This is a genomic window from Amycolatopsis albispora (assembly GCF_003312875.1).
Lineage (GTDB): Bacteria > Actinomycetota > Actinomycetes > Mycobacteriales > Pseudonocardiaceae > Amycolatopsis > Amycolatopsis albispora.
Map to the genome: position 1 here is coordinate 5,806,103 of NZ_CP015163.1, position 24,750 is coordinate 5,830,852.

Below are 24,750 nucleotides of genomic sequence, written 5' to 3' on the forward strand. Positions count from 1 at the left end.
CCCATGGGCTTCTCCCGAAGGCGACTGCTCGGCGGCGCGGCCGCGGCCTCCCTGCTGACCGTCGGCAGCGCGAGCGCGCAGGAAAACGAGACACAGCACCACGGCGGCGTGATCACCGGCGCGGACCAGCTGGCCAAGCAGGGCTGGCAGCAGCTCGCCGGGCGCAAGCTCGGCGTGCTGTCCAATCCGACCGGAGTGCTCGCGAGCCTCGACCACACCGTCGACTCGATGGTGGCCGCCGGCGTGCGCCCGGTGGCCGTCTTCGGGCCGGAGCACGGCTTCCGCGGCAGCGCGCAGGCAGGCGGTTCGGAAGGCGACTACGTCGACCCGCGCACCGGCGTCCCGGTGTACGACGCGTACGGCGCCGACGCCGCGAAGCTGGCCGGGATGCTGACCAAGGCGGGTGTGGACACCGTGGTGTTCGACATCGCCGACGTCGGCGCCCGCTTCTACACCTACATCTGGTCCATGTACACCGCGATGGTGGCCGCCGCGAAGACCGGCGCCGCCTTTGTCGTGCTGGACCGGCCGAACCCGCTCGGCGGCCGGGCGTACGGCCCGATGCTGGACCCGGCGTTCGCCTCGGGCATCGGGCGCAAGCCGATCGTGCAGCAGCACGGCATGACCGTCGGCGAGCTGGCGCGGTACTTCGCGGGCGAGTTCCTGCCCGCCGAGGGCGTCGAACCGCCGGAGCTGGAGATCATCCAGGTCAAGGGCTGGCGCCGGGACACCTTCTTCGCCGGGACCGGTCTGCTGTGGACACCGCCGAGCCCGAACATGCCGACGCCGGACACCGCGCTGGCGTATCCGGGCACCGGCCTGTTCGAGGGCACCGTGTTCTCCGAGGGCCGCGGCACCACCAGGCCGTTCGAGATCATCGGCGCGCCCAAGCTGGACTGGCGCTGGCGCGAGGCGCTCGACGAGCTGAACCTGCCGGGCGCGCGGTTCCGTGAGAACTACTTCGTGCCGACGTTCCACAAGTTCGTCGGCGAGACCTGCGGTGGCGTGCAGCTGACCGTCACCGATCCACGTGCCTTCGACGCGGTCCGCACCGGCGTGGCCATGCTGGTCACCGCGAAGAAGGTGCATCCGAACCTGTTCGGCTGGCGGCCGGACAACTTCATCGACAAGCTCTCCGGCTCGGCGCGGCTGCGGACCATGGTCGACGCGGGGGCGGGCGTGGACGAGATCGTCGGCTCGTGGCAGGGCGAGCTGGCGGACTTCGACCGCAGACGGCGGCAGTACCTGCTCTACAAGTAAGAGGGGGAAGCGATGAGGCTCGGCGCGCTGATCGCGATCGCGGCGGTCACCATGGCGGGTATGACCTCGAGCGTGGTCGCCGCCGAGGGCGAAGCGGTGACCGGCCGGTTCGACCGGCCGCAGCAGGGCTTCGCCCCGCCGGGCACCACGCTGCGCCCGGCCACGCCGGAGGAGGCCGGGCTCGACCCGGCCCCGCTGCTGGCCGCCGAGCAGAAGATCGACGCCTGGACCAGGCCGGACAGCACCGGGCACCCGCTGTTCGCCGGTGCCGTCGGCATGCAGGTCCACGACGGCATGGTGGTGAACACGCACACCGCCGGCTCCGCGCTGCGGTACGCCGACGGCGCCGGCACCGAGCTGCCGCCCGATCAGCAGGTGCCGATGCGGATGGACACCATCTTCGACCTGGCCTCGATCTCGAAGCTGTTCACCTCGCTCGCGGTGATGCAGGTGGTCGAGACCGGTCAGGTGGACATCGACGAGAAGGTGGCCACCTACCTGCCGGAGTTCGGGGTCAACGGCAAGGAGTGCATCACCGTCCGGCAGCTGCTCACGCACACCTCCGGGCTGGAGCCGTTCCTGCCGCTGTGGCGCGACTGGCCGGACAAGGCCGCGCGCATCAAGGCCGTGATGGACGTCAAGCCGGTGTACGAGCCGGGCAGCACTTACAAGTACTCCGACCTGAACCTGATCACGCTGGGCGTGCTGGTGGAGCGGATCACCGGGCAGCCGCTGGACGTGCGTGTGCGCGAGGGCATCACCGAACCGCTCGGCATGGTGGACACCGGCTACAACCCGCCCGCCGAAAAGCTGGACCGGATCGCCGCGACGGAGTTCATGACCGTGCCGGACCGCGGCATGATCCGCGGCCAGGTGCACGACGAGAACGCGTGGTCGCTGGGCGGGGTCGCCGGGCACGCCGGGGTGTTCTCCACCGCCGCGGACCTGTCCGTGCTCGGGCAGGCCGTGCTCAACGGCGGCGCCTACGGCGGCAAGCGGATCCTGCGGCAGGACACCGTCCGCCAGATGCTCACCGACTACAACCAGGACTTCCCCGGCAACGCGCACGGGCTGGGCTTCGAGCTGGACCAGCTCTGGTACATGGGCGGGCTGACCTCGCCCGGTACCGCCGGGCACACCGGGTTCACCGGCACTTCGCTGGTGATCGACCCGGCTTCGCGCTCGATCGCCATCCTGCTGACCAACCGCGTGCACCCGACCCGGACCTGGGGCTCGATCAACGCGGCCAGGGAGGCCTGGGCGACCGGGCTGTCGCGCGCGCTGGCGGTGCCGCCGAAGCACGGGCCCGACGCGTGGTTTTCGGAAATCGGCAACCTGTCGACCGCGACCCTGACCACGAAGCCGCTCACCGTGGGTGACCGACCACTGAGAGTGACCTTCGACACCTTCGTCGATACCGAATCGACCGACCAGCTGGTGCTCGAGTCCTCCACGGACGGGACGACCTGGCAGCCGGTGTCACTTCGGGCAGCCGGGCCGGGAGCGCCCGGCGGGGAGGTCAGCGCGCTGTCCGGCACCGGGCACCGATCTTGGTGGTCGGTCAGCGCGATGGTGCCGCCCAGTGAAAATGTGGCCCTGCGCTGGCGTTACACCACGGACAAGCAGTACACCGCGCGCGGCGTGCTGCTGGACGGCGTGCAGGCCGTGGTGTCCGGTAACGCGGTACTCGACCTGGAACGCGAGCCGGAAGCTGTAACACCGCAGGGATGGCAGTTGCGTAGTCGCTGAGTCACAGCGCGCTCATTGAACGGGCGCAAAGATGTTGAATCTTCTACGACTAGTCACAACATCGTTACCCATTTGGGCCAATCACCGCCGATAGTTTCACTGGGTGTAGCAAGTTGCGAAGTTGTTAACAAGTGAACGTTAACATCTTCGACCTGGTTAGCGACTTTCACAGCAACCAAGCATGAGCTGCCCGACCAGGAGACACCGTCGGGTGGCACTCTCCTCCGAAGGGTGTGGGTTGCCTTGTCGCAGATTCCTACGGTTAGTAAGTTTCCCACGGTGACCAGCCCTGAGTCCGGCACCGACTCCGCCCCGGAACCCGCCCCGGCGCGGGACGCCGTGCGCGAGTCCGAGGCCAGCCCGCTGGTCCGGATCCGGTCGCTGCTGCCCGGCCTGGCCAGGGCCGAGCAGCGCGTGGCCAAGGTAGTGCTCGACGACCCGTCCAGCGTCGCCAGACGCAGCATCACCGAGGTGGCGCTGGCCGCGAACACCAGCGAGACCACGGTGACCCGGTTCTGCAAGGCCATCGGCGTCGGCGGTTACCCGCAGCTGCGCATCGCGCTGGCCGCGGACACCGCGCGCACCGAGGCCCGCTCCAGCCGCAACCTCGGCGGCGAGATCGGCCCGGACGACGACCTGGCCGCGGTGATCGGCAAGGTCAGCTTCGCCGACGCCCGTGCCGTCGAGGAGACCGCCGACCAGCTCGACGTGGCCGCCCTGCAGCGCGTGATCGACCTGATCGCCGGCGCCGGCCGGGTGGACGTCTACGGCGTCGGTGCCAGCGCCTTCGTCGCCGCCGACCTGCAGCAGAAGCTGCACCGCATCGGCCGGGTCAGCTTCGCCTGGTCCGACACGCACATCATGCTGACCTCGGCCGCGGTGCTGAAGCCCGGCGACGTCGCGGTCGGCATCTCGCACACCGGGGCCACCACCGACACCGTGGAAGCGCTCCGCGTGGCCCGTGAGCACGGCGCCATCACCGTCGCGCTGACCAACTTCCCCCGCTCCCCGATCACCGAGGTGGCCGACCACGTGCTCACCACCGCGGCCAGGGAGACCACCTTCCGCTCGGGGGCCACGGCCAGCCGGATCGCCCAGCTCACCGTCATCGACTGCATGTTCATCGGCGTGGCGCAGCGGCACATGGATGCCGCCGTGTCCGCGCTGGACGCCACCCGCGACGCCGTCGGCCACCACCGGCTCGGCGTCCGGCCGGACGGCCGCCGCCGGCCGAGGGAGACCGGGAAATGAGTGATGTGAAGGTGAAGGACACAGTTCGGCCGCTCGTCGGCCTGCGCCGCCAGGTGGTCCACGTGGACTCCCCGACGGAGCAGCGGAACCCCCGCACCATGGACATCGACCTGATGTCCACCGTGGGCATCCTCGGCGCGCTGAACGCCGAGGACAAGCTGGTCCCGGACGCGGTCAACGCGGTGCTGCCGCAGCTGGCCCGCGCGGTGGACTACGCGGTGGAAGCCCTGCGTGCCGGACACCGCGTGCACTACGTCGGTGCCGGTACCTCCGGCAGGCTCGCCACGCTCGACGCGGCCGAACTCGTTCCGACCTTCAACGTGCCCGACGACTGGTTCGTCGCGCACCACGCCGGTGGGCCGCGTGCCCTGCGGCAGGCCGTGGAGAACGCCGAGGACGACGACGACGCCGGTGCCGCCGAGCTGCGCGAGTCGGTGGAGCCGGGTGACTTCGTGCTCGGCCTCACCGCCTCCGGGCGCACGCCGTACGTGCTCGGCGCGCTCGCGGCCGCTTCGGAGGCCGGGTGCCGGACGGCGCTGGTCTCGGGCAACCCGCGTTCGCAGAACGTGCCGGGCGTCGACGTGCTGATCGCGGTGGACACCGGCCCGGAGGCGATCGCCGGCTCCACCCGGATGAAGGCGGGCAGCGCGCAGAAGATCATCCTGACCGCGTTCTCCACCGCCACCATGATCAAGCTCGGGCGGACCTACTCGAACCTGATGGTCAGCATGCGGGCGACCAACGCGAAGCTGCGCGGCCGCAACGTGCGCATCCTGCGTGAGGCCACCGGCATGAGCGAGCACGACTGCTCCGAGGCGCTGGCCGAATCCGGTGACGACCTCAAGGTCGCACTGGTGCACCTGCTGTCCGGTGTGGACACCAAAACGGCGGGCAAGGCGCTGGAGGCCAACCAGGGGCACGTGCGCAACGCACTCGCGTCGCTGCACATGCGCGCTTCCTAGGATTTCCTAGGAGCCCGCGGAATCCGCGATGCCGGTGGCCTCCCGCGCGCCGGTTTCGTAGCTCTGGCAGCAGAACAGCAGCCACTCGCGGACACCGTCCGGCTCGCCGGAGGCGAACGCCTCCGCGGCCGCGGTGTACCGCCGCACGTGCCGGAAGCAGGCGACCTCGGGCACGGTGAGCGCCTTCGGGTCGAGCCCGGTGGCGATCATCGAAAGCCGCGCGGCGGCTCGTGCCAGCACGCCGTCCGCGGTGCCGAACGGCCGCAGCGTGAGCAGTTCCCCGTGCACCACCGCGGTGAGCACCGGCCCCGGCACCGAGGTGGCGCCGGTGACCAGCTGCGCGAGCAGCTCGAGGCGTTCGGCGGTGCCCGTGCGCGGCCTGCCGAGCGCGTCGGCGTCGGCGGTCAGGTCCGCGGCGGCGAGCACGTGCAGCTTCGCCAGCGCCTGCAACGGCGCCCGCCGCCAGGTCGGCAGCAGCGACTCCGCCGCTTCGGCCACGCGCAGCGAGCCCGCGAGCACCGGGTCGGTGACCGAGCCCTCGGCCGGGATGTCGGGATCTCCGCCGTCGATCCCGGCCGACGCGCGGGCGGCGCGAACCGAGGCCTCGGCGGCGGTCGCGGCTCCCGCGCGCAGGTTGGCCGGGTGGCGGTGCACGGCGAACACGGCGTCCTGCGCGGACTTCACCGCGGCGGCCACACCGTCGAGGTCCAGCAGCGGGGCGAGCGGATCGGTCATGCGTCCAGCACCTGCGCTGCCCGGGTGATCACCGGCGGCTGCGAAGACCACGGGAAGTTGATCCACTTGTCGGTCCGCCGCCACACGTACTCGCAGCTGACCTCCGACTTCGGCTTCTCGTAGACCACCGCGCAGCGCACCTCGGCCACGTGGTCGGCGCAGAAGTCGCGGACCAGCTTGAGCGTGGCACCGGTGTCGGCCACGTCGTCGGCGATCAGCACCTTCTTCTGCGTCAGGTCGACCACGTTCGGCACCGGCGGCAGCATCACCGGCAGGTCGAGGCGCTGGTTCACGCCGGTGTAGAACTCCACGTTCATCACGTGCAGGTTCTTCACGTCGAGCGCGTACCCGAGCGCGCCCGCCACGAAGAGCCCGCCGCGCGCGATGGACAGGATGAGGTCGGGGTCGTACCCGCTGCCGGCGACTTCTTCGGCCAGTGCCCGGCTCGCCTCACCGAACAGTTCCCAGGTCAGCTCTTCGCGTTCTGCCACTTCCCGAGCATAAGCACGAGCAAGTGGACTGCTGGAACTGGGTGAAAATGGATCTGTGCGATATCCACTTGCCCGGCCTACGGTGGGCGGCGTGAACGACTGGACCCGCCGTCCGACGCTCGTCGGCAAGCACGTGCGCCTCGAACCCCTCACCACCGACCACGCAGCCGGGCTGCATGAAGCCGGGTCCGACCCAGTGGTCTGGACCTGGCTGAGCCTGCACCGGCCGGAGACGGTGGCCGCCACCGAGGCGATGATCGCCGAGGTCCTCACCGACCCGGACCGGCTGGCCTTCGCGCAGGTGGACGTGCGTACCGGTGCCGTCGCCGGCACCACCTCCTACTACGGGATCGTGCCCAAGCACCGGATCCTGAGCATCGGGCACACCTGGATCGGCAGGCCCTGGCAGCGCACCGCGTTGAACACCGAAGCCAAACTCCTGTTGCTGCAGCACGCTTTCGAGGAACTGGACGCGAACAGGGTGGCGTGGGAGACCGACATCAACAACGTCCAGTCGCAGCGCGCGATCGAGCGGCTCGGCGCGAAGAAGGAGGGCGTCCTGCGCGGGCACCGCGTCCGCAAGGACGGCTCGGTCCGGGACACCGTGCTGTACTCCGTCACCAAACCGGAATGGCCATTCGTACGCGATTCCCTGGCCGCTCGTCTGGGCTGAGCCGCCGTTCGTCCGCGCGCGGCCACCATTCGTCGGACCAGCCGATCCACCTGCCCGTGTGTAACCTCGAGGCAACCTTTTACTTCGGGTACCAACGTCGCTACGGTGCCCTCCGGGGTAGCCCAGGATTCGCGAATCAGGAGGCAGCGCACCATGACCGAGCAGTCGCCGGCGCTCGACAATCTGCTCACCGAGAGCCGGACCTTCCCTCCCAGTGACGAGTTCGCCGCCCAGGCCAACGCGAACGCGGACCTCTACGCCGAAGCCGATGCCGATCGCGAGGCGTTCTGGGCCAAGCAAGCCGAGCGGCTGCACTGGGAAACCAAGTGGACGCAGGTGCTCGACTGGTCCGACGCGCCGTTCGCCAAGTGGTTCGTCGGCGGCAAGCTGAACGTCGCCTACAACTGCGTGGACCGGCACGTCGACGGCGGCCACGGCGACCAGGTCGCCATCCACTGGGTCGGCGAGCCCGGCGACACCAGGGACATCACCTACGCCGAGCTCAAGCGCGAGGTTTCCAAGGCGGCCAATGCCTTCGCCTCGCTCGGGCTGGTCGCCGGCGACCGCGTGGCCATCCAGCTGCAGATGATTCCCGAGGCGATCTTCTCCATGCTCGCCTGCGCGCGCCTCGGCCTCACGCACAGCGTGGTCTTCGGTGGCTTCTCCCCCACCGCGCTGCGGTCCAGGGTGGACGACGCGGCGGCGAAGGTGGTCATCACCTCCGACGGCCAGTTCCGCCGCGGCAAGGCCGCGCCGATGAAGGCCAACGTCGACGAAGCGCTCGACGGTGCCGAATCGGTGGAAAAGGTCATCGTCGTCAAGCGCACGGGCGAAAAGCTCGAGGGCGAAGTGCCGTGGACCGAGGGCCGCGACCTCTGGTGGCACGAGCTGGTCGATGGCCAGTCCGACGAGCACACCCCGGAGGCCTTCGACTCCGAGCACCCGCTGTACATCCTCTACACCTCCGGCACCACCGGGAAGCCGAAGGGCATCCTGCACACGTCGGGCGGTTACCTGACCCAGGCCGCGTACACGCACCACTACGTGTTCGACCACAAGCCGGGCCAGGACGTCTACTGGTGCACCGCCGACATCGGCTGGGTCACCGGGCACAGCTACATCGTGTACGGGCCGCTGGCGAACCGCGCCACGCAGGTGGTCTACGAGGGCACGCCGAACACCCCGCACGAGGGCAGGCACTGGGAGATCATCCAGCAGTACAAGGTCTCCATCTACTACACCGCGCCCACGCTGATCCGCACGTTCATGAAGTGGGGCAAGGAGATCCCGGAGAAGTACGACCTGTCCTCGCTGCGCGTGCTGGGCAGCGTCGGCGAGCCGATCAATCCGGAGGCGTGGATCTGGTACCGGGACAACATCGGCGCGGGCAAGGCGCCGATCGTGGACACCTGGTGGCAGACCGAAACCGGCGCGATCATGATCTCGCCGCTGCCGGGCGTCACCGCGGCCAAGCCGGGTTCGGCGCAGCGCGCGCTGCCGGGCATCTCGGCGAAGGTGGTCGACGACCAGGCGGCAGAGGTCGGCCACGGTGGTGGCGGTTACCTGGTGCTCGACAAGCCGTGGCCGTCGATGCTGCGCGGCATCTGGGGCGACAACGAGCGCTACCGCGAGACGTACTGGTCGCGGTTCGCCGACCAGGGCTTCTACTTCGCCGGTGACGGCGCGAAGTACGACAACGACGGGGACATCTGGCTGCTCGGCCGGGTGGACGACGTGATGAACGTGTCCGGCCACCGCATTTCGACCACCGAGGTCGAGTCGGCGCTGGTGTCGCACCCGACGGTGGCCGAGGCGGCCGTGGTCGGCGCGTCCGACCCGACCACCGGGCAGGGCATCGTCGCCTTTGTCATCCTGCGCGGCAACGTGGCGCAGGACGAGGCGAAGGGCGAGGAGGCCATCACCGCGCTGCGCAACCACGTGGCGAAGGAGATCGGCCCGATCGCGAAGCCGCGGCAGATCATGGTGGTGCCGGAGCTGCCGAAGACCCGCTCCGGCAAGATCATGCGCCGCCTGCTGCGTGACGTGGCCGAGAACCGCCAGGTCGGTGACGTCACCACGCTGGCCGACTCGTCGGTGATGGACCTGATCTCCTCCGGCCTGAACTCCGGCAAGTCCGACGAATGACGCGTGCTTCCGGGGTCGTGGGCGGCGACGCGGCCGCGCTACGCTTGCCCACCCCCGGCCGTGCGGTGATCGAACGCATGTTCTAGGCTGTCGCGCTGGGAGAACCCATCTATTGCGGCAAGGAGACAAGACCTGCGATGACCGTGGATTCCTTGACAGAACCCGAGGCGCCGGCCGCGACGCCGGAGCCGGTCTCCGAGAACGGCCAGGCGGAAGCTCCCCAGACGCCCGAGAACGGCCAGGCCGAGGCCAAGCCCAAGCGCGGCCGTCCGAAGGGCCAGACCACCGCCAAGAAGACCCGCACCGTCGAACTGACGCTGACCGTCACCGGCACCGCCGACGGTGAGTGGCAGGCGGAGCTCAAGCACGGCAGCAAGTGGATCGCCCGCGGCATCGAGATCCCCGCCGCCGCCGTTTCGCGCGCGGCCAAGGAACTGCACGAGGAACTGTCCGGCCCGATCGACGAGGTCATCAACGCCGCCCGCGAACAGCAGGCGCAGAAGGTGGCCCAGCTCGAAGCCGAGCTGGAAGAGGCCAAGAAGGCCCTCGCGGAACTCGAGCAGTAAACACCTGCTCACAACAAAAATCGGGACTGTCGCGACCAAACGCGGCAGTCCCGATTTCCGTTTTCAGGTGCTCAGCGGCGCCCGTCCCGGCAGCGGCGACTTGAACTCCAGCCAGTGGCTGTCCTCGATCGCCTCCACGGTGTGCGGCACGCCGCGCGGGTGCACCACGGTCTCACCGGGGGCGAGCCGGACCTCCCGGCCGTCGATCGTGCCGCGCAACTTTCCCGACAGCAGATAGATGACGCTGTCGTGGTCGTGCCGGTGCTCCGGCGAACCGACCCCGGCGGGATAGCGGATTTCGTACAGCAGCCCGGAAACCGCGGTCTCGCGGGTGCGGAAGGTGCCGGTGCCGCCGACCAGCGGCCGACCCTCCACAGTGGACAGAACCTGCCAGTCGATCATGCCAGCGTCCGCGGCTCGTGCCGGACCGGGAAGTTCACCGAACGCGCGATGTAGCACTTCGAATGCGCGATCGCGTGCAGCTTCTCCGCGGCTTCCACCATGCCCGGCTCGGCCACGGTGACCACCGGACGCAGCGTCACCTCGCGGAACTGCCCGCCACCACCGGGTTCCTCGACCATCACGCCGTCCGCCTCGTCGGTGTAGCCGGTGATCACCACCTTCTCCATCGACGCGAGCGCGAGCACCCAGAGCATGTGGCACTCCGACAGCGAGGCGACCAGCAGTTCCTCCGGGTTCCAGCGGGTGGCGTCCCCGCGGAAGGCCGGGTCGGCCGAGCCCGCCAGCACCGGCTTGCCCGGGATGTAGACGTCGTGCGCCCGCGAGTAGTCGCGGTAGGTGGCGGTGCCCTTGCCCTGGTCGCCCGTCCAGGTGACGGTCATGGCGTAGCGATGTTCCTTCATTCGGCTCACGTCCTCCGGCTTCCGTGGCATGTACTATTCGTATACAGGTCGTATACAAAGTCTAGGGGGATGGATGGCCGCCCGCTCCGGCCGTGAGAAGGCCTACGAGTTCCTCAAGGGCGAGGTGCTGCCCGATCCCGCCGCGCAGGGGCAGTTCATCAGCGAACAGGACCTCGCGAGCCGGATCGGTGTCTCGCGCACGCCGATCCGCGAAGCACTGCTCATGCTCGCCGCCGAGGAACTCGTGCAACTGGTGCCCAACCGCGGCGCCTACATCGCCCCGCTCACCGGCCGCGACCTCTCCGAGCTGATCGAGCTGCGCGGCATGATGGAGCGCTTCGCCGCGGAGAAGACCATCGCCGGTGACGGCGTGCCGGTCGAGCGCATGCGCGCCACCCTCAAGCAGCAGGCCGAACTCGCCGATCCCGCGCAGGCCAAGGAGTTCATCGAGCTGGACACCGCCTTCCACACGCACCTGATCGACGCGGCGGGCAACGCCATGCTCAGCAAGGCCTACGCCGGACTGCGCGACCGGCAGCTGCGGGCCGGGCTGGTCGCGTTGTTCGCCTGCCCGAACCGCCAGCACGCCGTCTGCGAGGAGCACCAGGCGATCGTCGACGGCCTGGCGGCGCGCGACCTCGCCGCCACGCACGCCGCCATCGACCACCACCTCGGCACCACCCTCAAGCTTCAGCTGACCAGCTGATCGGCGTTGTCGTGCGCCTCGTACTCGGCCGGGTCGGGGTCGCGGCCGATCAGCACGCCGATGACCGTCACGATCGCGGTCACCAGCACGTACGCGGCGATCGCCAGCCAGGTGCCGAACCCGGCGAACAACGCGGTGAACAGCAGTGGCGCGAGCGCGCCGCCGACCACCCCGGCCAGCGTGTAGCCGAGTGAGCTGCCGGTGTAACGCAGCCGCGGCGAGAACTGCTCGGTGACCAGCGCGGCCTGCGGGCCGTACAGCAGGGCGTGGATGACCAGTGCGAGCACGATGCCGACCACCACGGCGAGGAACGAGCCGGTGCTGACCATCGGAAAGAAGATGAACGGCCAGATCCCGGCGGCGATGGTGCCCGCCAGGTACAGCTTGCGCCGGTTGACCCGGTCCGAGAGCGCGCCGGCCGCCGGGATGAGCACCAGCTGGCAGGCCGAGCCGATCATCACCGCGGTCAGGCCTTCGCTGCGCGACATGTCCAGTTCCTGCGTCATGTAGGTCAGCACAAAAACGGTGAACAACGCGTAGAGCACATCGGGGCAGACGCGGATCAGCACGGCCGCGACCAGCCCGCGCCGCTCGTCGCGGAACACCTCGGAGATCGGCGCCTGCGGCCGGTCGCCCTTCTCCGCGATCTTCTTGAACACCGGGGTTTCTTCCAGCTTCAGCCGAATCCAGAGTCCAAAGAGGACAAGCACGCCGGAGAGCAGGAAGGCGATCCGCCAGCCCCACGAGTTGAACTGGGCCTCGGACAGCAGCACGGCCAGCAGCGCGAGCACACCGTTGGCGAGCAGGTTGCCCGCGGGCGGGCCGACCTGCGCGGCCGATGCCCAGAACCCGCGTTTGCGTGGATCACCGAATTCGCTGGAGAGCAGGACCGCGCCACCCCATTCACCGCCGATGCCGACGCCCTGCGCGAACCGGAGCGCGACCAGCAGCACCGCGGCGAGCCCGCCGATGTTCTCGTAGGTGGGCAGCACGCCGATCAGGAAGGTGGCGACGCCGGTCAGGATCAGCGTGAACACCAGCACGCGCTTGCGGCCGATCACGTCGCCGAGCCTGCCGAAGACAAAACCGCCGAGCGGGCGGGCCAGGTACCCCACGGCGTAGGTGGAGAAGGCCGCCATGGTGCCGGCGAGCTTGTCACCGGCGGGGAAGAACAACTCGCCGAAGATCGTCGCCGCGGCGACCGAGTACGCGGCGAAGTCGTACCACTCCAGCGCGGTCCCGGACAGGCTCGCCGCGAAGGCGCGCCGCAGCGAGCGGCCGTCCACCTGTTCTTGTGCAGTCATCGCTCACATCCCGTTTGGCTATGGTGCCGAGTTGCGGTAATACTGGTTGTATACATCTTGCATGCGCAAGTCCCAATTGAGTTTTACCTGGTCAGGAGGTCCCATGCCGGAGTACCCACGGCTCAGCTTCACCCTGCCGGACGGCAGCGAGGTGCACACGGACGTGCACACGCTGCTCAACGCGGGTTACGCCGGCCGCAGTCAGGACGACGTCGCCGCGCACGTCGCGGAGCTGGCCGAGCTGGGCGTCCCGGCGCCGTCGACCACCCCGGCGCTGTACCCGGTGGCGCCCTACCTGGCCAGCCAGACCGACGAGGTCCCGGTGCAGCACGGCCGCACCTCCGGCGAGGCGGAATGGGCGCTGGTGATCACCGGGCCGTCACCGGAGGACGTGCTGCTGACCGCGGCCTGCGACCACACCGACCGCGCGCTCGAGGTGCACGGCGTGGCGTGGAGCAAGAACGCGGGCCCGGACGTGCTCGCGCGGAAAGCGTGGCGCCTGGTCGACGTCGAAGACCGGCTCGACGACCTGGTGCTGCGCGCCTGGGCTGGTGACGTGGAAATCCAGCACGGGAAGCTCGCGGAACTGCTCACGCCCGCGTACTGGCTGGACGTGCTGCGCTCGAAGGGCTGGTACGAGCCGGGCGTGGTGCTGATCTCGGGCACCATTCCGATGCACCACGGCGTGGACCAGTTCACGTCTTCCTGGCGCGTCGAACTGAGCGACCCGGCGACCGGGAACGTGATCGAGCTGGGCTACCGCGTGCGGCCGCTGCCGGAACCCATCGGCTGACGCATCAGTCCTTTGTGGACTACCGCCCCGGCGTCAGCGGGGCGGGTACGGCGGTTGCTGCGGCGGATACCCGGGCTGCTGCGGATACCCCGGCGGTGGCCCCTGCTGCGGGTAGCCGGGTTGCGGATATCCCTGCTGCGGCCCCGACTGCGGAAAACCTTGCTGCGGCTGCGGCCCAGAAGCCGGAAAGCCTTGCTGTGGCTGCGGTCCCGACGGCGGGAAGCCTTGCTGGGGATACGCCTGCTGCGCCTGCCCCTGCGGCTGCGGCGGGAAACCCGGCGGCGGGCCACCCGGCGGGAACTCACCGGGCGGCGGACCGGCGGGGCGCTTCTTCCGGAACTGGGTGTAGCTCCAGAACGCCCCGCCGCCCAGCATCAGCACCCCGCCGCCCAGCAGGAGCCAGCCGGTCCGCGTGTTGTCCCCGCGCTGCTCCTCCAGCGACCGCTCGGTCGAGGAACCGCCGCGGCGGGAGGACTCCACGCAGGTGTCACCGGCCTCCATGGTCTGGCTGCCGCATTTGACCGTGTCATCGGAGAGCGTCACAAAACCGCCGATCAGCAGGAAAACCCCCACCACGGTGGTCAGCACGGCATAGATCTTGTCCCGCAAGACTCTCCCCTCAGCGACGAAAGCGGCCCCATCCTGCCACGCTCAGCGCACGCCCGACATCAACTTCCGGATGAACGGCGTGCCCAGCACCAGCAGGATGCCGATCCCGATGCAGATCGCGCCCAGCGTGCCGAAGTACGGCACCTCGCTGTCCGCGCTGTAGAACCGCGCCAGCCAGCCGGACAGCGCCGTGCCCAGCGCCACCGACAGGAAGTTCAGCGCGACCATCTGCGTCTGGTACGCCTCCGGCGCCAGCTTCGTCGACAGCGACAGGCCGACCGGCGAAAGGCTCAGCTCGGCCACGGTGACCACCAGGATGATCCCGACCAGCGCGAGCAACGGCGTCGACGCCGGGCCACCCCCGGCCAGCGGCAGGAACAGCAGGAACGAGACGCCGGCGATCCCGGTGCCCATGGCGAACTTGATCGGCGACGACGGCTGCCGCTCGCCGAGCTTCGTCCAGATCGCCGCGACCACCGGTGCGAGCAGCAGGATGAACACCGGGTTCACCGAGTTCATCCACGACACCGGCATCTCCCAGCCGAACAGGTTCCGGTCCAGCCGCTCGTCGGTGTAGGCCGCGATCACCGTGAACTGCTGCTGGAACAACGCGAAGAACGCGGCGCTGGCGATGAACATCGGGATGAACGAGGCCACCCGCTTCCGCTCCACCGGCGTGGTCTTCTTGCTGGTCAGCAACACCGCGAAGTAGGCGACCGAGGCGATCACGATCACCAGGATGGTGCGGTCGGACAGGTTCTCCGCGGTGACGAACCCGGTCAGCACGGCCACCACGATCAACGCGACGACCACCACCGCGAGCACCGCCACCAGCGGACGCCGGTTGGCGGGCAGCGGGTTCGGCACCACGCGCCCGCTGTCGGGCAGGTTCTTCCGGCCCAGCGTGTACTGGATCAGCCCGGCGGCCATGCCGATCGCGGCCAGCCCGAAGCCGTAGTGGAAGCCGAGTTCCTCCTGCGCCAGCCCGGTCAGCAGCGGGCCGATCCAGCCGCCCAGGTTGACGCCCATGTAGAACAGCGTGAAGCCGCCGTCGCGGCGTTCGTCGTGCTCGCCGTAGAGCCCGCCGACCAGCGCGGTCGCGTTGCCCTTCAGCCCGCCGCTGCCCAGGGCGACGCACACCAGGCCGACGCCGACCCCGGCGAACCCGGGGAGCAGCGCGAGGCTGATGTGCCCGGCCATGATCAGCAACGCGCTGTAGAACAGCGTGCGCTCGGAGCCGAGCAGCCGGTCGGCGATCCAGGCGCCGACGACGGTGGACAGGTAGACCAGGCCGCCGTACGCGCCGACGATGCCGAGCGCGGTCGGCTTCTCCAGGCCGAGGCCGCCGTCCGTGGTCGAGTAGTAGAGGTAGATGGCGAGAATGCCCTGCATCCCGTAGAAGGAGAAGCGTTCCCACATCTCGACGCCGAAGAGGTTCGCCAGCCCTCGTGGGTGCCCGAAGAACCCCTTGTCCTTGCCGACCTCGGTAGAGGTAGTACTCACGATGTGTCCATCCTGTTTCGAGACATCGTTGTCAAAGCGCATGGTAGGACCGGCGGTGAACAACGAACAGGTCCGGTCGTATTGACGGTGCTGTCTGACAAGTCACCCGTGGGGAAGCCCACCTTCGCCACCGCGACCACCCGTTCGGGCGCTAAAATCGCGTAAAGGTGTGCCGGGAAGTCTGGTCGGCGAAGCTGAACCCGACCCCGGAAACGGAGCTTGCGTGAGCACACCCGAACCCCGGCTTCCCGCCAAGGCCGCCGAATTCGCGCGGTACCTGCGCACCGAGACCACCGGCGGGCTGATCCTGCTGGCGGCCACCGCGCTCGCCCTGCTGGTGGCCAACTCCCCGCTCGGCGACATCTACCGCGACATCCGGGACTTCCAGCTGGGGCCGCACTTCCTGCACCTGGACCTGTCCATTGGGGACTGGGCGAAGGACGGGCTGCTCGCGCTGTTCTTCTTCGTCGCCGGGCTGGAGCTCAAGCGTGAGCTGGTGGTCGGCGAGCTGTCGAAGTTCAAGCAGGCGATCCTGCCGATCTTCGCCGCGCTCGGCGGCATGATCGTGCCCGCGGTGGTCGCGCTGGGCATCGGCTGGGGCGAGCCGGGCATCGACCGCGCGTGGGCCGTGCCGGTGGCCACCGACATCGCCTTCGCGCTCGGTGTGCTGGCGCTGACCGGGTCCAACCTGCCCAGCAGCGCCCGGGTTTTCCTGCTGTCGCTGGCCGTCGTGGACGACCTGGGCGCGATCATCGTGATCGCGGTGCTGTTCACCACCGGCTTCGACCTGGTCGCCGCGGCGATCGCGCTGGTCGCGCTGGCGCTCTACGCCTGGCTCCAGCACCGGCGGGTGCGGGCGTGGTGGCTGTACGTGCCGCTGGCGGTGATCACCTGGGTCGCGGTGCACTCGGCTGGCATCCACGCCACCATCGCCGGGGTCGCGCTCGGCCTGCTCACCCGCGTCCGCCCCGACGAAGGCGAGGAGCACGCACCCGCGATCCGGCTGGAGCACCGGCTGCAGCCGTGGTCGGCGGCGCTGGCCGTGCCGCTTTTCGCGTTGTTCGCCGCGGGCATCGAGATCGACGGGGACGCGCTCGCTTCGGTGTTCACCTCGGCGCTGCCGCTGGCGATCATGATCGGCCTGATCGGCGGCAAGGTGATCGGCATTCTCGGCGCGAGCGCGCTGGCGGTGAAGCTCGGCTTCGCCGCGAAACCACGGGGCATGGGCTGGCGGGACATGACCGCGTTGTCGGTGCTCGGCGGCGTCGGGTTCACCGTCAGCCTGCTCATCGCCGACCTCGCGCTGGACGGCGCGCTGGCCGAACAGGCCAAGGCGGCGGTGCTGATCGCCTCGGCGATCGCCTCGCTGACCGCCGCCGCCCTGCTGCTACGCCGCAGCCGAGTCCACGCGAACGCCGAAGACCCCGAGGTCACCGACGACTAACGGCGCGCCCGCCGAGCCTGATCTTTCGGCACGTGGCACGATGAAGCGCGTGAGCAGCCCCAAGCACCAACTCAACGATGCCGATGGCATGGGCGCCGTCCCCTACCTGCCGCTGTCCGACGACAGCGAGCGCAACGGGGAGCAGTCGATCGGTGCGCTGGTCAAGGACGCCACACAGCACCTGTCGACGCTGGTCCGTGCCGAGGTCGAGCTGGCCAAGTCGGAGGTCGTCGGCGAGGTCAAGAAGGGCGTCAAGGGCAGCGTCTTCTTCATCGTCGCTCTGGTCGTCGCCCTGTACAGCTCGTTCTTCTTCTTTTTCTTCCTCGGCGAACTGCTGTCCGAGTGGCTGCAGCGCTGGGCCGCCTTCGGCATCGTGTTCGCGCTGATGCTGGTGGTCGCCGCGCTGTGCGGCTTCCTCGGTTATCGCAAGATGAAGAAGATCCGCGCGCCGGAACGCACGATCGACAGCTTCAAGGAAACCGCCGCCGCGCTGAAGTCGCGCCAGCCGTCCGGGGACGAACTCCCCGCGGTGCGCGACTGAGCCAGCAGCGTGCACGCGGGTCCTGATCCGTCCACCGTGCGGTTCGGCGGTCCATGGACCCATCGCGACGTCTCGGCCAACGGCATCCGGCTGCACGTCGCGGAACTGGGCTCCGGGCCGCTGGTGTTGCTGCTGCACGGGTTCGGCGAGTTCTGGTGGGCGTGGCACCGCCAGCTGACCGGGCTGGCCGAAGCCGGTTTCCGGGTGGTCGCCGCGGATCTGCGCGGCTACGGCGACTCCGACAAACCGCCACGCGGCTACGACGCGTGGACGCTCGCCGGTGACGTCGCGGGGCTGGTGAAGGCGCTCGGGGAACGCCGCGCGCACCTCGTCGGGCACGCCTGGGGCGGCATGCTCGCCTGGACCGCCGCCACCCTGCACCCGCGGGTCGCCGCTTCGGTGGGCGCGCTCGGCGCCGCGCACCCGCTGGCCCTGCGCGGCTCGGTGGCCAGGACGGCCTGGCGCGGCCGGGGCGGCAACCAGGCCCGCGCGATCGGGCACCTCTTCGGCTTCCAGGTGCCGATGGCGCCGGAACGCAGGCTGGTCCGGGACGACGCCGCCGAGGTGGAGCGGCTGATGCGGGCCTGGGCTGGTCCGAAGTGGACGGAGACCGCCGAGTTCGCCGAGGCGGCGGCGAAGTTCCGGCAGGCGATGCAGGTGCCCGGGGTGGCGCACAGCTCGCTCGAGTACTACCGCTGGGCCTTCCGCGCGCAGTTCCGCGGTGAGGGCAGGCGGTTCACCGAAGCCGCCGACAAGCCGAGCCCCGTGCCGGTGCTGCAGTTGCACGGCCAGGAGGACCGCTGCGTGCTGCCGCGCACGGCCGAAGCCTCCGAACGCTGGCTCGGCCCGGACTCGGTGCTGACCACGCTCGCCGGCGTCGGCCACTACCCGCACCTGGAAGCCCCGTTGCGCACCACGGAGATCCTGGTGCAGTTCCTCACCAAGAGCGCTTGAGCCTCAGGCGGCGCACGGCCCGGTGCTGACCGCGGTCCCGTAACCCGGCGCCGCCGCCACCTCCGGGGCCACCTCCGCGGCGGTCAGCGTGAAGCCGGTGTCCGGGTCCTCGACCGCGGCGCCGAACACCACGCCGATCACCTCGCCCTGCGGGTTCACCAGCGGCCCGCCCGAGTTCCCGCTGCGGATCCCGGCACGCACGGTGAACACGTCCCGCTGCACGGTGTTGGTGTCGTAGATGTCCGGACCACGCAAGGTGATCTGCTGCCGCACACGCGCCGACGTCGCGGTGTACGGGCCGTCGAGCGGATAGCCGAGCGCGATCGCGTCGTCTCCAGCGCGCGCGGGCTGGTCGGCGAACGACAGCGGCTCGGCCTCGAGCCGCGGCACGGCGAGGATCGCGACGTCGGTCGCGGGATCGAAGTGGACCACCCTGGCCGGGAGCCTGCCTTCCGGCGTCTCGACCGCGGTCTCGTCGGTACCGGCGACCACGTGCGCGTTGGTCATCACGCGCTGCGGCGCGATCACGAAGCCGCTGCCCTCCAACGCGCGGGAGCACGAAGGCGCGTTGCCCCTGACCTTCAGCACGCTGCCGCGCAGCTGACGCACCACCGAGCTCGCCTGCAGGTTCTCGTCGGGTGGCGCCACATCGGCCTTCGGCGCCTGCTGGAACGGGGCCACGATGGACGGGAAGCCCGAGGCGTCGAGCAGCTTGCGCAGCTCGTTCGGCAGGCCCTGCGCCGAATCCGGCATCACCTGGTCGACCCCGCCGAGCACGGTCGAGTTGTTGATCGCCCTGGACAGCCCCGGCAGCCCGGCCACGCTGGTCAGCGGCACCGCGATCAGCCACGCCACCACGAAAACAACCAGGCCCTGCACGATCGCGCCGAGCGTGTTGTCCACTCCGGACAGCTTCGGTGAGCTGATCTTGTTGCGCAGCTTGCGGCCCGCCCACACCCCGAGCGTTTCGCCCAGCGCCACCAGGAAGACCACCACGCCGACCACCACGGCCACGCGCAGCGCGGGATTGTCGAACAGGTCCACGATCAGCGGGGCCAGCCGGATGCCCGCGATGGCCCCGATCAGCACGCCGAGAAAGGCGGGCAGCGCGACGAGCACGCCCTGACGCGCACCGGAGATCGCCGCCAGCACGGCCAGCAGCACCACGAGCACGTCGACCCAGTTCACGATTGCTCCCTCTCCCTGGAGCCACCGTTGTACACCGCCCGTGCCCGCGCCGCGTGCGCGGCCAGCGCTTCGTCGAGATCCCGGACGTCGGATTCGTCCCACTCGCGGTGCCAGCCGCCGAGCCGCAGGATCGTCGACAGCAGGCCGGCGGTGAAGCCCCACACAAAAAGCCCGTCGACCTCGAAAACCGGTCCCACCCAGTCATATCCCTTCCGGCGCACCTGGAACCGGTTGGCCGGGTCGAGCAGGTCCTCGACCGCGACCCGCGCCACCGCCGCGGTCTCCCCTGGATCTACGGCGTGCACCGGCGAAGGGTTCACCCAGTGGGCGAGCACGGGGGTGACCGAGAAGCCGGACACCGGCACCCACAGGTCCGGCAGCACGGCCACCGGGCGCACCCCGGACGGCAGCACACCGGTCTCCTCCTCGGCCTCCCGCAACGCGGTCCCGACCGGGCCGCCGTCACCGGCGTCGGCGCCACCACCGGGGAACGCGACCTGACCGGCGTGCGAGCCGAGGGTGTCGGCCCGGCGCAGCAGCAGCACGTCCGGCCCGCGCGGGCCCTCACCGAAGAGCACCAGCACCGCCGCCGGCCGGGTCTTCGTGCCACGCGGCGGGCGGAACCTGGTGAACGCCGACGCGTCCACCTCCCCGCTGGCGGTGACCAGCGGGCCCAGCCATTCCGGCACGCTCCCGGCGTCGACCAGCGGCCCGTGTTCGCTCATGCGGAGTACCTCGCCACGGCTTCGCGCACCTGCCCCACATCGGCGAGCAGGCGCGGGTTGTCGATGAACCGGACCTCCCCGCCCGGGGTGACCAAATAGGACGCGGGCAGCGCGGGCGGCACCTTCAGCGCGGTGCGCACGGGCCCGGCCTGCCCCTCACCGTCATACACCGCGGGCAGGCGCACGCCCAGTTCCGCGAGCAGCTCCAGGCCGTCCGACGGCGAGCTGGCGACCTGCACGGTGAGCACCCGCGCGGCGCCCGGCTCGGCCGCGTAGGCGGCGAGCACCGGCAGCTCGGTGCGGCAGGGCTGGCACCAGGTCGCCCAGATGTTGACCAGCGTCGGGCCGGGGCCGAGCGCGGCGGCCAGGTCGACCGGCGAGCCGTCACCCAGGCATTCCGTGCCCACACCCGCGAGCGCGGGACCCGGCGTGCCCGTGGTGCACGCGGCCAGTGCCGCCTTCGCCCGCGCGGGACCAAGATCCTCCGACACCTGGGGCGTGTGCTGTGTTCTCGGCAACACCGCGACGATCACCGCGAGCAACAGCACCGCCACCGCGAGCGCCCACTTGGTCGCCGTGGTCAAGAGTTCGCCACCATCGCCAGCAGGTGTTCGCGCTCCTCCCCCTTGACCAGCTTCGCGGCCTCTTCGAACTCGGTCGGCCCGGTGCCGTAGGACGGGCAGTCGCGCGCCAGCGGGCAGGCCCCGCAGGCCGGCTTGCGGGCGTGGCAGACGCGCCTGCCGTGGAAGATCGTCCGGTGGGACAGCATCGTCCACTCCTTGCGCGGGATCAGCTCGCCGACCGCGTGCTCGACCTTCACCGGGTCCTCGAGCGTGGTCCAGCCCCAGCGGCGGACCAGCCTGCCGAAGTGGGTGTCCACGGTGATCCCCGGCACGCCGAAGGCGTCCCCGAGCACCACGTTCGCGGTCTTGCGGCCGACGCCGGGCAGGGTGACCAGGTCGGCCTGGTTGCCCGGCACCTCGCCGTCGAACCGCTCGACCAGCGCCGCGCCGAGCCCCATCAGCGAGTTCGCCTTGGCCCGGTAGAAGCCGGTCGGCCGGAGGTACTCCTCCAGCTCGGTGCGGTCGGCACCGGCGTAGTCGGCGGCCGTGCGGTAGCGCGCGAACAACGCCGGGGTGACCTGGTTCACCCGGACGTCGGTGGTCTGCGCGGACAGCACCACGGCCACGAGCAGCTCCAGCGGCGTGGTGAAGTCCAGCTCGCAGTGGGCGTCCGGATAGGCCTCGTCGAGGCAACGTTTCATCCGCCGGGCGCGTCTCACCAATGCCAACCGGCTTTCGCCGTCGGCGGATCGGGCGGCGGCGCCACCCTTACGGGGGGCTTTACGGGCTTCGGGCGGCACCCCGATAGCCTACGGGCGCCATCAGTTCAGGCGCGAAAAGGACCGAGCCGCAAGCGAGGATCTGAAAGCTATGACCGTCTGGTTCGTTATCGCGGTACCGCTCGTGATCATGTTTTTCGCCCTGATCATGGAGCGCGTGGAGAGCCGCCTCCGGCACGTGGCCGTGCAGGAGGAAGAGGTCGAACAGTTCCTGGAGCAGGCCCAGCCCAACGAGATCAGGGCGCTCCACGGCCACGGGATCGGCCGCGCGCTGGAGCTGTTCCGGCTGCGCCGGCTCGGCGGACGGGCGGCCAAGCTGCGGCCGCGCCGGGTGCGGAGTTAAGCTCTGCCGCTGACCGAGATCGTCTTAACTCCTCTCGTCCGCGCGACGAGCGGTGTCCGGGTGAACACCGATCGCCCCGGCTTCGGCGAGCCATGAGGCGATCTCGCTGGCACGCCCTACACTGCACGCAAGTGATCGGCGACACGCTCATCCGTCCTGGACCGCGGGTCGCCACCGATGAGGAGGCACGAGGTGGACGAAACCCTGGCCCGCGCGGGCATCTTCCAGGGGGTGGAACCTGCCGCAGCTGAGGCGCTGGCGCAGACCTTGGAGAGCGTCGAGTTCCCCCGCGGCCACGTGATCTTCAGTGAGGGCGAACCCGGCGACAAGCTCTACATCATCCAGTCCGGGAAGGTGAAGCTCGGCCGCAAGTCCGCGGACGGGCGCGAGAACCTGCTCCAGATCATGGGCCCGTCCGACATGTTCGGCGAGCTGTCGATCTTCGACCCGGGCCCGCGGACCTCCAGCGCCACCACGGTGACCGAGGTGCGCGCGGTGATGATGGACCGCCCGGCGCTGCGCCAGTGGATCTCCACCCGGCCCGAGATCGCCGAGCAGCTGCTGCGCGTGGTCGCGCGACGGCTGCGCCGGACGAACAACATGGTCGCCGAGCTGATCTTCACCGACGTTCCCGGCCGCGTCGCGCGGGCCCTGCTCCAGCTGGCCCAGCGCTTCGGCAGCCAGGAGGCCGGCCTGCTGCGGGTCACCCACGACCTGACGCAGGAGGAGATCGCCCAGTACGTCGGCGCGTCGCGGGAGACCGTGAACAAGGCGCTGGCCGACTTCGCGCACCGCGGCTGGCTGCGACTGGAAGGCAAGAGCGTGCTGATCCTGGACCCGGAGCGGCTGGCTCGACGGGCTCGCTGAGCGGGTTGCTCACGTTGATCGCAACAACATGAGGGGCCGGGCGCCACCCCCGACGTGGCGCACCGGCCCCTCATGCCGTGCGCGGACCATCCCCCGACGATCCGCGCTCCCCGCCCTCCGGTCGCAGGCCCCGACCCTTATGCCGGAGGGAGCTGAGAAGTCCTATCAAGTTCTGACGATCCATCCACCATGAACGGCTTGAGGCCCTCACTTCAAGGCCGTTCACCCTCAAGGACGCCAACCGCCGCAGTTTGTTGCGCCGTTTCGCCCAAAAAACTCGGTTCGTTACCCAACCGAGACACGAATGGCCCAACCCGGCTGGTCAGTCGCTGTCCATCTTGCCCGTTCAACGACCCGGGCGCCGGATTCATTCCCGTCCCATCCCACACTTCCGCAGGATTTCTGGTCACAGCTTGGTGACGAAGGTCGCTGGGAAATAAGTGGTACAGACGTACCACTCAGCGGCATACTGGTACACATGTCCCACTCTGCCTCCGGCGGCACCACGCTGGCCGACTACCGCGCCGCGCTGACCGCACCCGGTACGCGCGGCCCGGTGATCGCCTCCGTGCTGGCCCGCCTGCCGATCGCGATGATCGGCATCGCCGCACTGCTCTACGTGCAGCGGGAGACCGGGTCGTTCGCCGCCGCCGGGCTGGTTTCGGCCGGTTCGCTGGTGGGCGTGGCCGCCGGTTCGGTGGTCCAGGGGCGGCTGATCGACCGCTTCGGCCCGACCCGGCCGCTGCTGACCACCACCGTGTTGTTCGCCGCCGCCGTCGCGACGTTGATCACCTTCATCGAGGCGGGCGCGCCGACCGCGTTGCTGGTGGTGCTCGCCGGCGGGATCGGGATCACCGAGCCGATGGTGGGCTCGGCCTCGCGCGCGCTGTGGGGGCGGCTGGTGCCCGCCGGTCCGGCCAGGGCCGCCGCGTACTCCTACGAGGCGATCAGCATGGAGGTCTTCTTCATCCTCGGGCCCGGTTTCGCCGGTGCGCTCGCGGCCGCGCCGTGGGCGGGTACCGGGCTGGTGCTCGGTGCTTCGGCGATGGTCACCGGATCGACCCTGTTCGCGCTGAGCCCGGTCGTCCGCGCCTGGGGCGCCGCGCCGTCCGGCCGCCGCCCGCTGCTCGGCGCGCTGGCCAGCCCCGGCATGCGCACGCTCGCCATCGCGGCGCTCGGTTTTGGTGTGGTGATCGGCTTTGTCGAGGTCGCCGTGCCCGCTTCGGCGACCAACGCCGGGCACGCCACGGTCGGCGGGCTGCTGCTGTCGGCCTGGTCGGTCAGCTCGGTGGTGTTCGGCGTGGCGTACAGCCTGCGCCCGTGGCCGCGTCAGATGGGGCTGCGGTTGCCGGTGCTGCTGGCGGCCTTCGGCGGCATGGTGGCGCTGCTCGCGCTGCCCGGCTCGCTCTGGGGACTGGCGCTGGCCATGCTCGGGGCGGGCGCGCTGATCACCCCGCAGTCCACCGCGCACTCCGCGGCGATCGAGCTGGTCGCGCCGGAGGGCACCGCGGCCGAGGCGTTCGGCTGGGTGATCACCTCGGTCACCCTGGGTCTGGCGTTCGGGCAGTCGGTCAGCGGTTACCTGGTCGAGGCGAGCGGGCCGCCCGCTTCGTTCCTCGCCGCCGGGGTCGCCGCGGTCGCACTGGCCGCCGTGGTGTTCGGCCTGCGCCGCACGATCCGGCCCGCCACCACGCCCGCGCCCGCCGAACTTGTCGGTGCCGCCGCCTAGTCTCCGC

26 protein-coding genes are annotated in these 24,750 nt (G+C 70.1%); 15 read left to right on the forward strand and 11 right to left on the reverse strand.

Annotated elements, in window-relative coordinates:
* Positions 1–3 precede the first annotated feature (3 nt).
* The 4 genes from A4R43_RS27355 (at position 4) to A4R43_RS27370 (ending at position 5,222) form a co-directional block, all read left to right on the forward strand.
* Positions 4–1,260, forward strand: coding sequence for an exo-beta-N-acetylmuramidase NamZ family protein (locus A4R43_RS27355; RefSeq protein ID WP_113694932.1), 1,257 nt, complete (start codon positions 4–6; stop codon positions 1,258–1,260).
* A gap of 12 nt (positions 1,261–1,272) precedes the next feature.
* On the forward strand, positions 1,273–3,009 hold the full coding sequence (locus A4R43_RS27360; protein WP_113694933.1) for a serine hydrolase domain-containing protein: 1,737 nt from the start codon (positions 1,273–1,275) through the stop codon (positions 3,007–3,009).
* Between the two features lie 339 nt (positions 3,010–3,348).
* On the forward strand, positions 3,349–4,260 hold the full coding sequence (locus A4R43_RS27365; RefSeq protein WP_113697916.1) for a MurR/RpiR family transcriptional regulator: 912 nt from the start codon (positions 3,349–3,351) through the stop codon (positions 4,258–4,260).
* Positions 4,257–5,222, forward strand: a complete 966-nt coding sequence (locus A4R43_RS27370) for an N-acetylmuramic acid 6-phosphate etherase (protein ID WP_113694934.1) — start codon at positions 4,257–4,259, stop codon at positions 5,220–5,222. Before A4R43_RS27365 ends, A4R43_RS27370 begins: the two co-directional genes overlap by 4 nt.
* A gap of 6 nt (positions 5,223–5,228) precedes the next feature.
* On the opposite strand, the gene A4R43_RS27375 is transcribed toward A4R43_RS27370, so the two are convergent.
* Positions 5,229–5,957 carry a Fic family protein gene (locus tag A4R43_RS27375; RefSeq protein ID WP_113694935.1) on the reverse strand — a complete coding sequence of 243 codons (729 nt, stop codon included), beginning with the start codon at positions 5,955–5,957 and terminating at the stop codon, positions 5,229–5,231.
* Positions 5,954–6,448 carry a phosphoribosyltransferase gene (locus tag A4R43_RS27380; protein WP_113694936.1) on the reverse strand — a complete coding sequence of 165 codons (495 nt, stop codon included), beginning with the start codon at positions 6,446–6,448 and terminating at the stop codon, positions 5,954–5,956. The genes A4R43_RS27375 and A4R43_RS27380 overlap by 4 nt, the downstream gene beginning before the upstream one ends.
* A 91-nt stretch (positions 6,449–6,539) precedes the next feature.
* On the opposite strand from A4R43_RS27380, the gene A4R43_RS27385 reads away from it, so the two are divergent.
* From A4R43_RS27385 to A4R43_RS27395, 3 genes are all read left to right on the forward strand, one after another.
* Positions 6,540–7,121, forward strand: coding sequence for a GNAT family N-acetyltransferase (locus tag A4R43_RS27385; RefSeq protein WP_113697917.1), 582 nt, complete (start codon positions 6,540–6,542; stop codon positions 7,119–7,121).
* A 153-nt stretch (positions 7,122–7,274) separates the two neighbouring features.
* Entirely contained in the window at positions 7,275–9,266 is a 1,992-nt protein-coding gene (gene acs / locus A4R43_RS27390; RefSeq protein WP_113694937.1) for an acetate--CoA ligase, read from the forward strand.
* Positions 9,267–9,403: 137 nt separating this feature from the next.
* Positions 9,404–9,832, forward strand: coding sequence for a DUF6319 family protein (locus A4R43_RS27395; RefSeq protein WP_113694938.1), 429 nt, complete (start codon positions 9,404–9,406; stop codon positions 9,830–9,832).
* Positions 9,833–9,895: 63 nt separating this feature from the next.
* Here A4R43_RS27395 and A4R43_RS27400 read toward each other — a convergent pair whose 3' ends face one another.
* Together A4R43_RS27400 and A4R43_RS27405 are read right to left on the reverse strand one after the other, a co-directional pair.
* Complete coding sequence (locus tag A4R43_RS27400; RefSeq protein WP_113694939.1) at positions 9,896–10,234, reverse strand: cupin domain-containing protein; 339 nt, start codon at positions 10,232–10,234, stop codon at positions 9,896–9,898.
* The gene (locus A4R43_RS27405) at positions 10,231–10,695 is read right to left on the reverse strand and encodes an OsmC family protein (protein ID WP_113694940.1); all 465 of its coding nucleotides are present in this window, start codon (positions 10,693–10,695) and stop codon (positions 10,231–10,233) included. Before A4R43_RS27405 ends, A4R43_RS27400 begins: the two co-directional genes overlap by 4 nt.
* Positions 10,696–10,768: 73 nt before the next feature.
* On the opposite strand from A4R43_RS27405, the gene A4R43_RS27410 reads away from it, so the two are divergent.
* On the forward strand, positions 10,769–11,401 hold the full coding sequence (locus A4R43_RS27410; protein WP_113694941.1) for a GntR family transcriptional regulator: 633 nt from the start codon (positions 10,769–10,771) through the stop codon (positions 11,399–11,401).
* On the opposite strand, the gene A4R43_RS27415 is transcribed toward A4R43_RS27410, so the two are convergent.
* On the reverse strand, positions 11,386–12,705 hold the full coding sequence (locus A4R43_RS27415; protein WP_113694942.1) for an MFS transporter: 1,320 nt from the start codon (positions 12,703–12,705) through the stop codon (positions 11,386–11,388). The genes A4R43_RS27410 and A4R43_RS27415 overlap by 16 nt on opposite strands.
* Before the next feature lie 103 nt (positions 12,706–12,808).
* Between A4R43_RS27415 and A4R43_RS27420 the strand changes: the two genes are divergently transcribed.
* Entirely contained in the window at positions 12,809–13,498 is a 690-nt protein-coding gene (locus tag A4R43_RS27420) for a DUF2848 domain-containing protein (RefSeq protein WP_113694943.1), read from the forward strand.
* A 33-nt stretch (positions 13,499–13,531) separates the two neighbouring features.
* Here the strand turns inward: A4R43_RS27420 and A4R43_RS27425 are convergent, their stop codons facing one another.
* Positions 13,532–14,107 (reverse strand): hypothetical protein, encoded by a 576-nt coding sequence (locus A4R43_RS27425; protein WP_113694944.1) that lies wholly within the window; start codon positions 14,105–14,107, stop codon positions 13,532–13,534.
* Between the two features lie 42 nt (positions 14,108–14,149).
* Positions 14,150–15,610: a peptide MFS transporter gene (locus A4R43_RS27430; protein WP_236808308.1), complete on the reverse strand. Its 1,461-nt coding sequence runs from the start codon at positions 15,608–15,610 to the stop codon at positions 14,150–14,152.
* A gap of 223 nt (positions 15,611–15,833) precedes the next feature.
* Here A4R43_RS27430 and nhaA point away from each other — a divergent pair, with 223 nt between their 5' ends.
* The 3 genes from nhaA to A4R43_RS27445 are packed head-to-tail and all read left to right on the forward strand — an operon-like array spanning position 15,834 to position 18,549.
* A complete protein-coding gene (nhaA, locus tag A4R43_RS27435; protein ID WP_113694946.1) occupies positions 15,834–17,054 on the forward strand; it encodes a Na+/H+ antiporter NhaA in 1,221 nt (406 codons plus the stop codon).
* A gap of 40 nt (positions 17,055–17,094) precedes the next feature.
* Complete coding sequence (locus A4R43_RS27440) at positions 17,095–17,595, forward strand: phage holin family protein (protein ID WP_205215094.1); 501 nt, start codon at positions 17,095–17,097, stop codon at positions 17,593–17,595.
* Between the two features lie 9 nt (positions 17,596–17,604).
* Complete coding sequence (locus A4R43_RS27445) at positions 17,605–18,549, forward strand: alpha/beta fold hydrolase (RefSeq protein WP_113694947.1); 945 nt, start codon at positions 17,605–17,607, stop codon at positions 18,547–18,549.
* Positions 18,550–18,552: 3 nt separating this feature from the next.
* Here the strand turns inward: A4R43_RS27445 and A4R43_RS27450 are convergent, their stop codons facing one another.
* The 4 genes from A4R43_RS27450 to nth are packed head-to-tail and all read right to left on the reverse strand — an operon-like array spanning position 18,553 to position 21,726.
* Positions 18,553–19,737, reverse strand: coding sequence for a MarP family serine protease (locus tag A4R43_RS27450; protein WP_113694948.1), 1,185 nt, complete (start codon positions 19,735–19,737; stop codon positions 18,553–18,555).
* Complete coding sequence (locus A4R43_RS27455; RefSeq protein WP_113694949.1) at positions 19,734–20,462, reverse strand: NUDIX hydrolase; 729 nt, start codon at positions 20,460–20,462, stop codon at positions 19,734–19,736. The genes A4R43_RS27450 and A4R43_RS27455 overlap by 4 nt, the downstream gene beginning before the upstream one ends.
* Positions 20,459–21,046 carry a TlpA family protein disulfide reductase gene (locus tag A4R43_RS27460; RefSeq protein WP_113694950.1) on the reverse strand — a complete coding sequence of 196 codons (588 nt, stop codon included), beginning with the start codon at positions 21,044–21,046 and terminating at the stop codon, positions 20,459–20,461. The genes A4R43_RS27455 and A4R43_RS27460 overlap by 4 nt, the downstream gene beginning before the upstream one ends.
* Positions 21,043–21,726 carry an endonuclease III gene (gene nth, locus A4R43_RS27465; protein WP_113694951.1) on the reverse strand — a complete coding sequence of 228 codons (684 nt, stop codon included), beginning with the start codon at positions 21,724–21,726 and terminating at the stop codon, positions 21,043–21,045. Before nth ends, A4R43_RS27460 begins: the two co-directional genes overlap by 4 nt.
* 169 nt (positions 21,727–21,895) lie before the next feature.
* Here nth and A4R43_RS27470 point away from each other — a divergent pair, with 169 nt between their 5' ends.
* The 3 genes from A4R43_RS27470 (at position 21,896) to A4R43_RS27480 (ending at position 24,743) form a co-directional block, all read left to right on the forward strand.
* Positions 21,896–22,147 (forward strand): hypothetical protein, encoded by a 252-nt coding sequence (locus tag A4R43_RS27470; protein ID WP_113694952.1) that lies wholly within the window; start codon positions 21,896–21,898, stop codon positions 22,145–22,147.
* Positions 22,148–22,339: 192 nt separating this feature from the next.
* Positions 22,340–23,014, forward strand: a complete 675-nt coding sequence (locus A4R43_RS27475) for a Crp/Fnr family transcriptional regulator (RefSeq protein WP_113694953.1) — start codon at positions 22,340–22,342, stop codon at positions 23,012–23,014.
* Between the two features lie 478 nt (positions 23,015–23,492).
* Positions 23,493–24,743, forward strand: coding sequence for an MFS transporter (locus A4R43_RS27480; RefSeq protein ID WP_113694954.1), 1,251 nt, complete (start codon positions 23,493–23,495; stop codon positions 24,741–24,743).
* Positions 24,744–24,750 lie beyond the last annotated feature (7 nt).

Excerpts from the sequence above, each read along its gene's own strand:
- A4R43_RS27355 (WP_113694932.1), top strand. The coding sequence starts at position 4 with ATGGGCTTCTCCCGAAGGCGACTGCTCGGCGGCGCGGCCGCGGCCTCC.
- A4R43_RS27360 (WP_113694933.1), top strand. The coding sequence starts at position 1,273 with ATGAGGCTCGGCGCGCTGATCGCGATCGCGGCGGTCACCATGGCGGGT.
- A4R43_RS27370 (WP_113694934.1), top strand. The coding sequence starts at position 4,257 with ATGAGTGATGTGAAGGTGAAGGACACAGTTCGGCCGCTCGTCGGCCTG.
- A4R43_RS27375 (WP_113694935.1), bottom strand. The coding sequence starts at position 5,957 with ATGACCGATCCGCTCGCCCCGCTGCTGGACCTCGACGGTGTGGCCGCC.
- acs (WP_113694937.1), top strand. The coding sequence starts at position 7,275 with ATGACCGAGCAGTCGCCGGCGCTCGACAATCTGCTCACCGAGAGCCGG.
- A4R43_RS27395 (WP_113694938.1), top strand. The coding sequence starts at position 9,404 with ATGACCGTGGATTCCTTGACAGAACCCGAGGCGCCGGCCGCGACGCCG.
- A4R43_RS27400 (WP_113694939.1), bottom strand. The coding sequence starts at position 10,234 with ATGATCGACTGGCAGGTTCTGTCCACTGTGGAGGGTCGGCCGCTGGTC.
- A4R43_RS27405 (WP_113694940.1), bottom strand. The coding sequence starts at position 10,695 with ATGAAGGAACATCGCTACGCCATGACCGTCACCTGGACGGGCGACCAG.
- A4R43_RS27410 (WP_113694941.1), top strand. The coding sequence starts at position 10,769 with ATGGCCGCCCGCTCCGGCCGTGAGAAGGCCTACGAGTTCCTCAAGGGC.
- A4R43_RS27415 (WP_113694942.1), bottom strand. The coding sequence starts at position 12,705 with ATGACTGCACAAGAACAGGTGGACGGCCGCTCGCTGCGGCGCGCCTTC.
- A4R43_RS27420 (WP_113694943.1), top strand. The coding sequence starts at position 12,809 with ATGCCGGAGTACCCACGGCTCAGCTTCACCCTGCCGGACGGCAGCGAG.
- A4R43_RS27440 (WP_205215094.1), top strand. The coding sequence starts at position 17,095 with ATGAAGCGCGTGAGCAGCCCCAAGCACCAACTCAACGATGCCGATGGC.
- A4R43_RS27455 (WP_113694949.1), bottom strand. The coding sequence starts at position 20,462 with ATGAGCGAACACGGGCCGCTGGTCGACGCCGGGAGCGTGCCGGAATGG.
- nth (WP_113694951.1), bottom strand. The coding sequence starts at position 21,726 with ATGAAACGTTGCCTCGACGAGGCCTATCCGGACGCCCACTGCGAGCTG.
- A4R43_RS27470 (WP_113694952.1), top strand. The coding sequence starts at position 21,896 with ATGACCGTCTGGTTCGTTATCGCGGTACCGCTCGTGATCATGTTTTTC.
- A4R43_RS27480 (WP_113694954.1), top strand. The coding sequence starts at position 23,493 with ATGTCCCACTCTGCCTCCGGCGGCACCACGCTGGCCGACTACCGCGCC.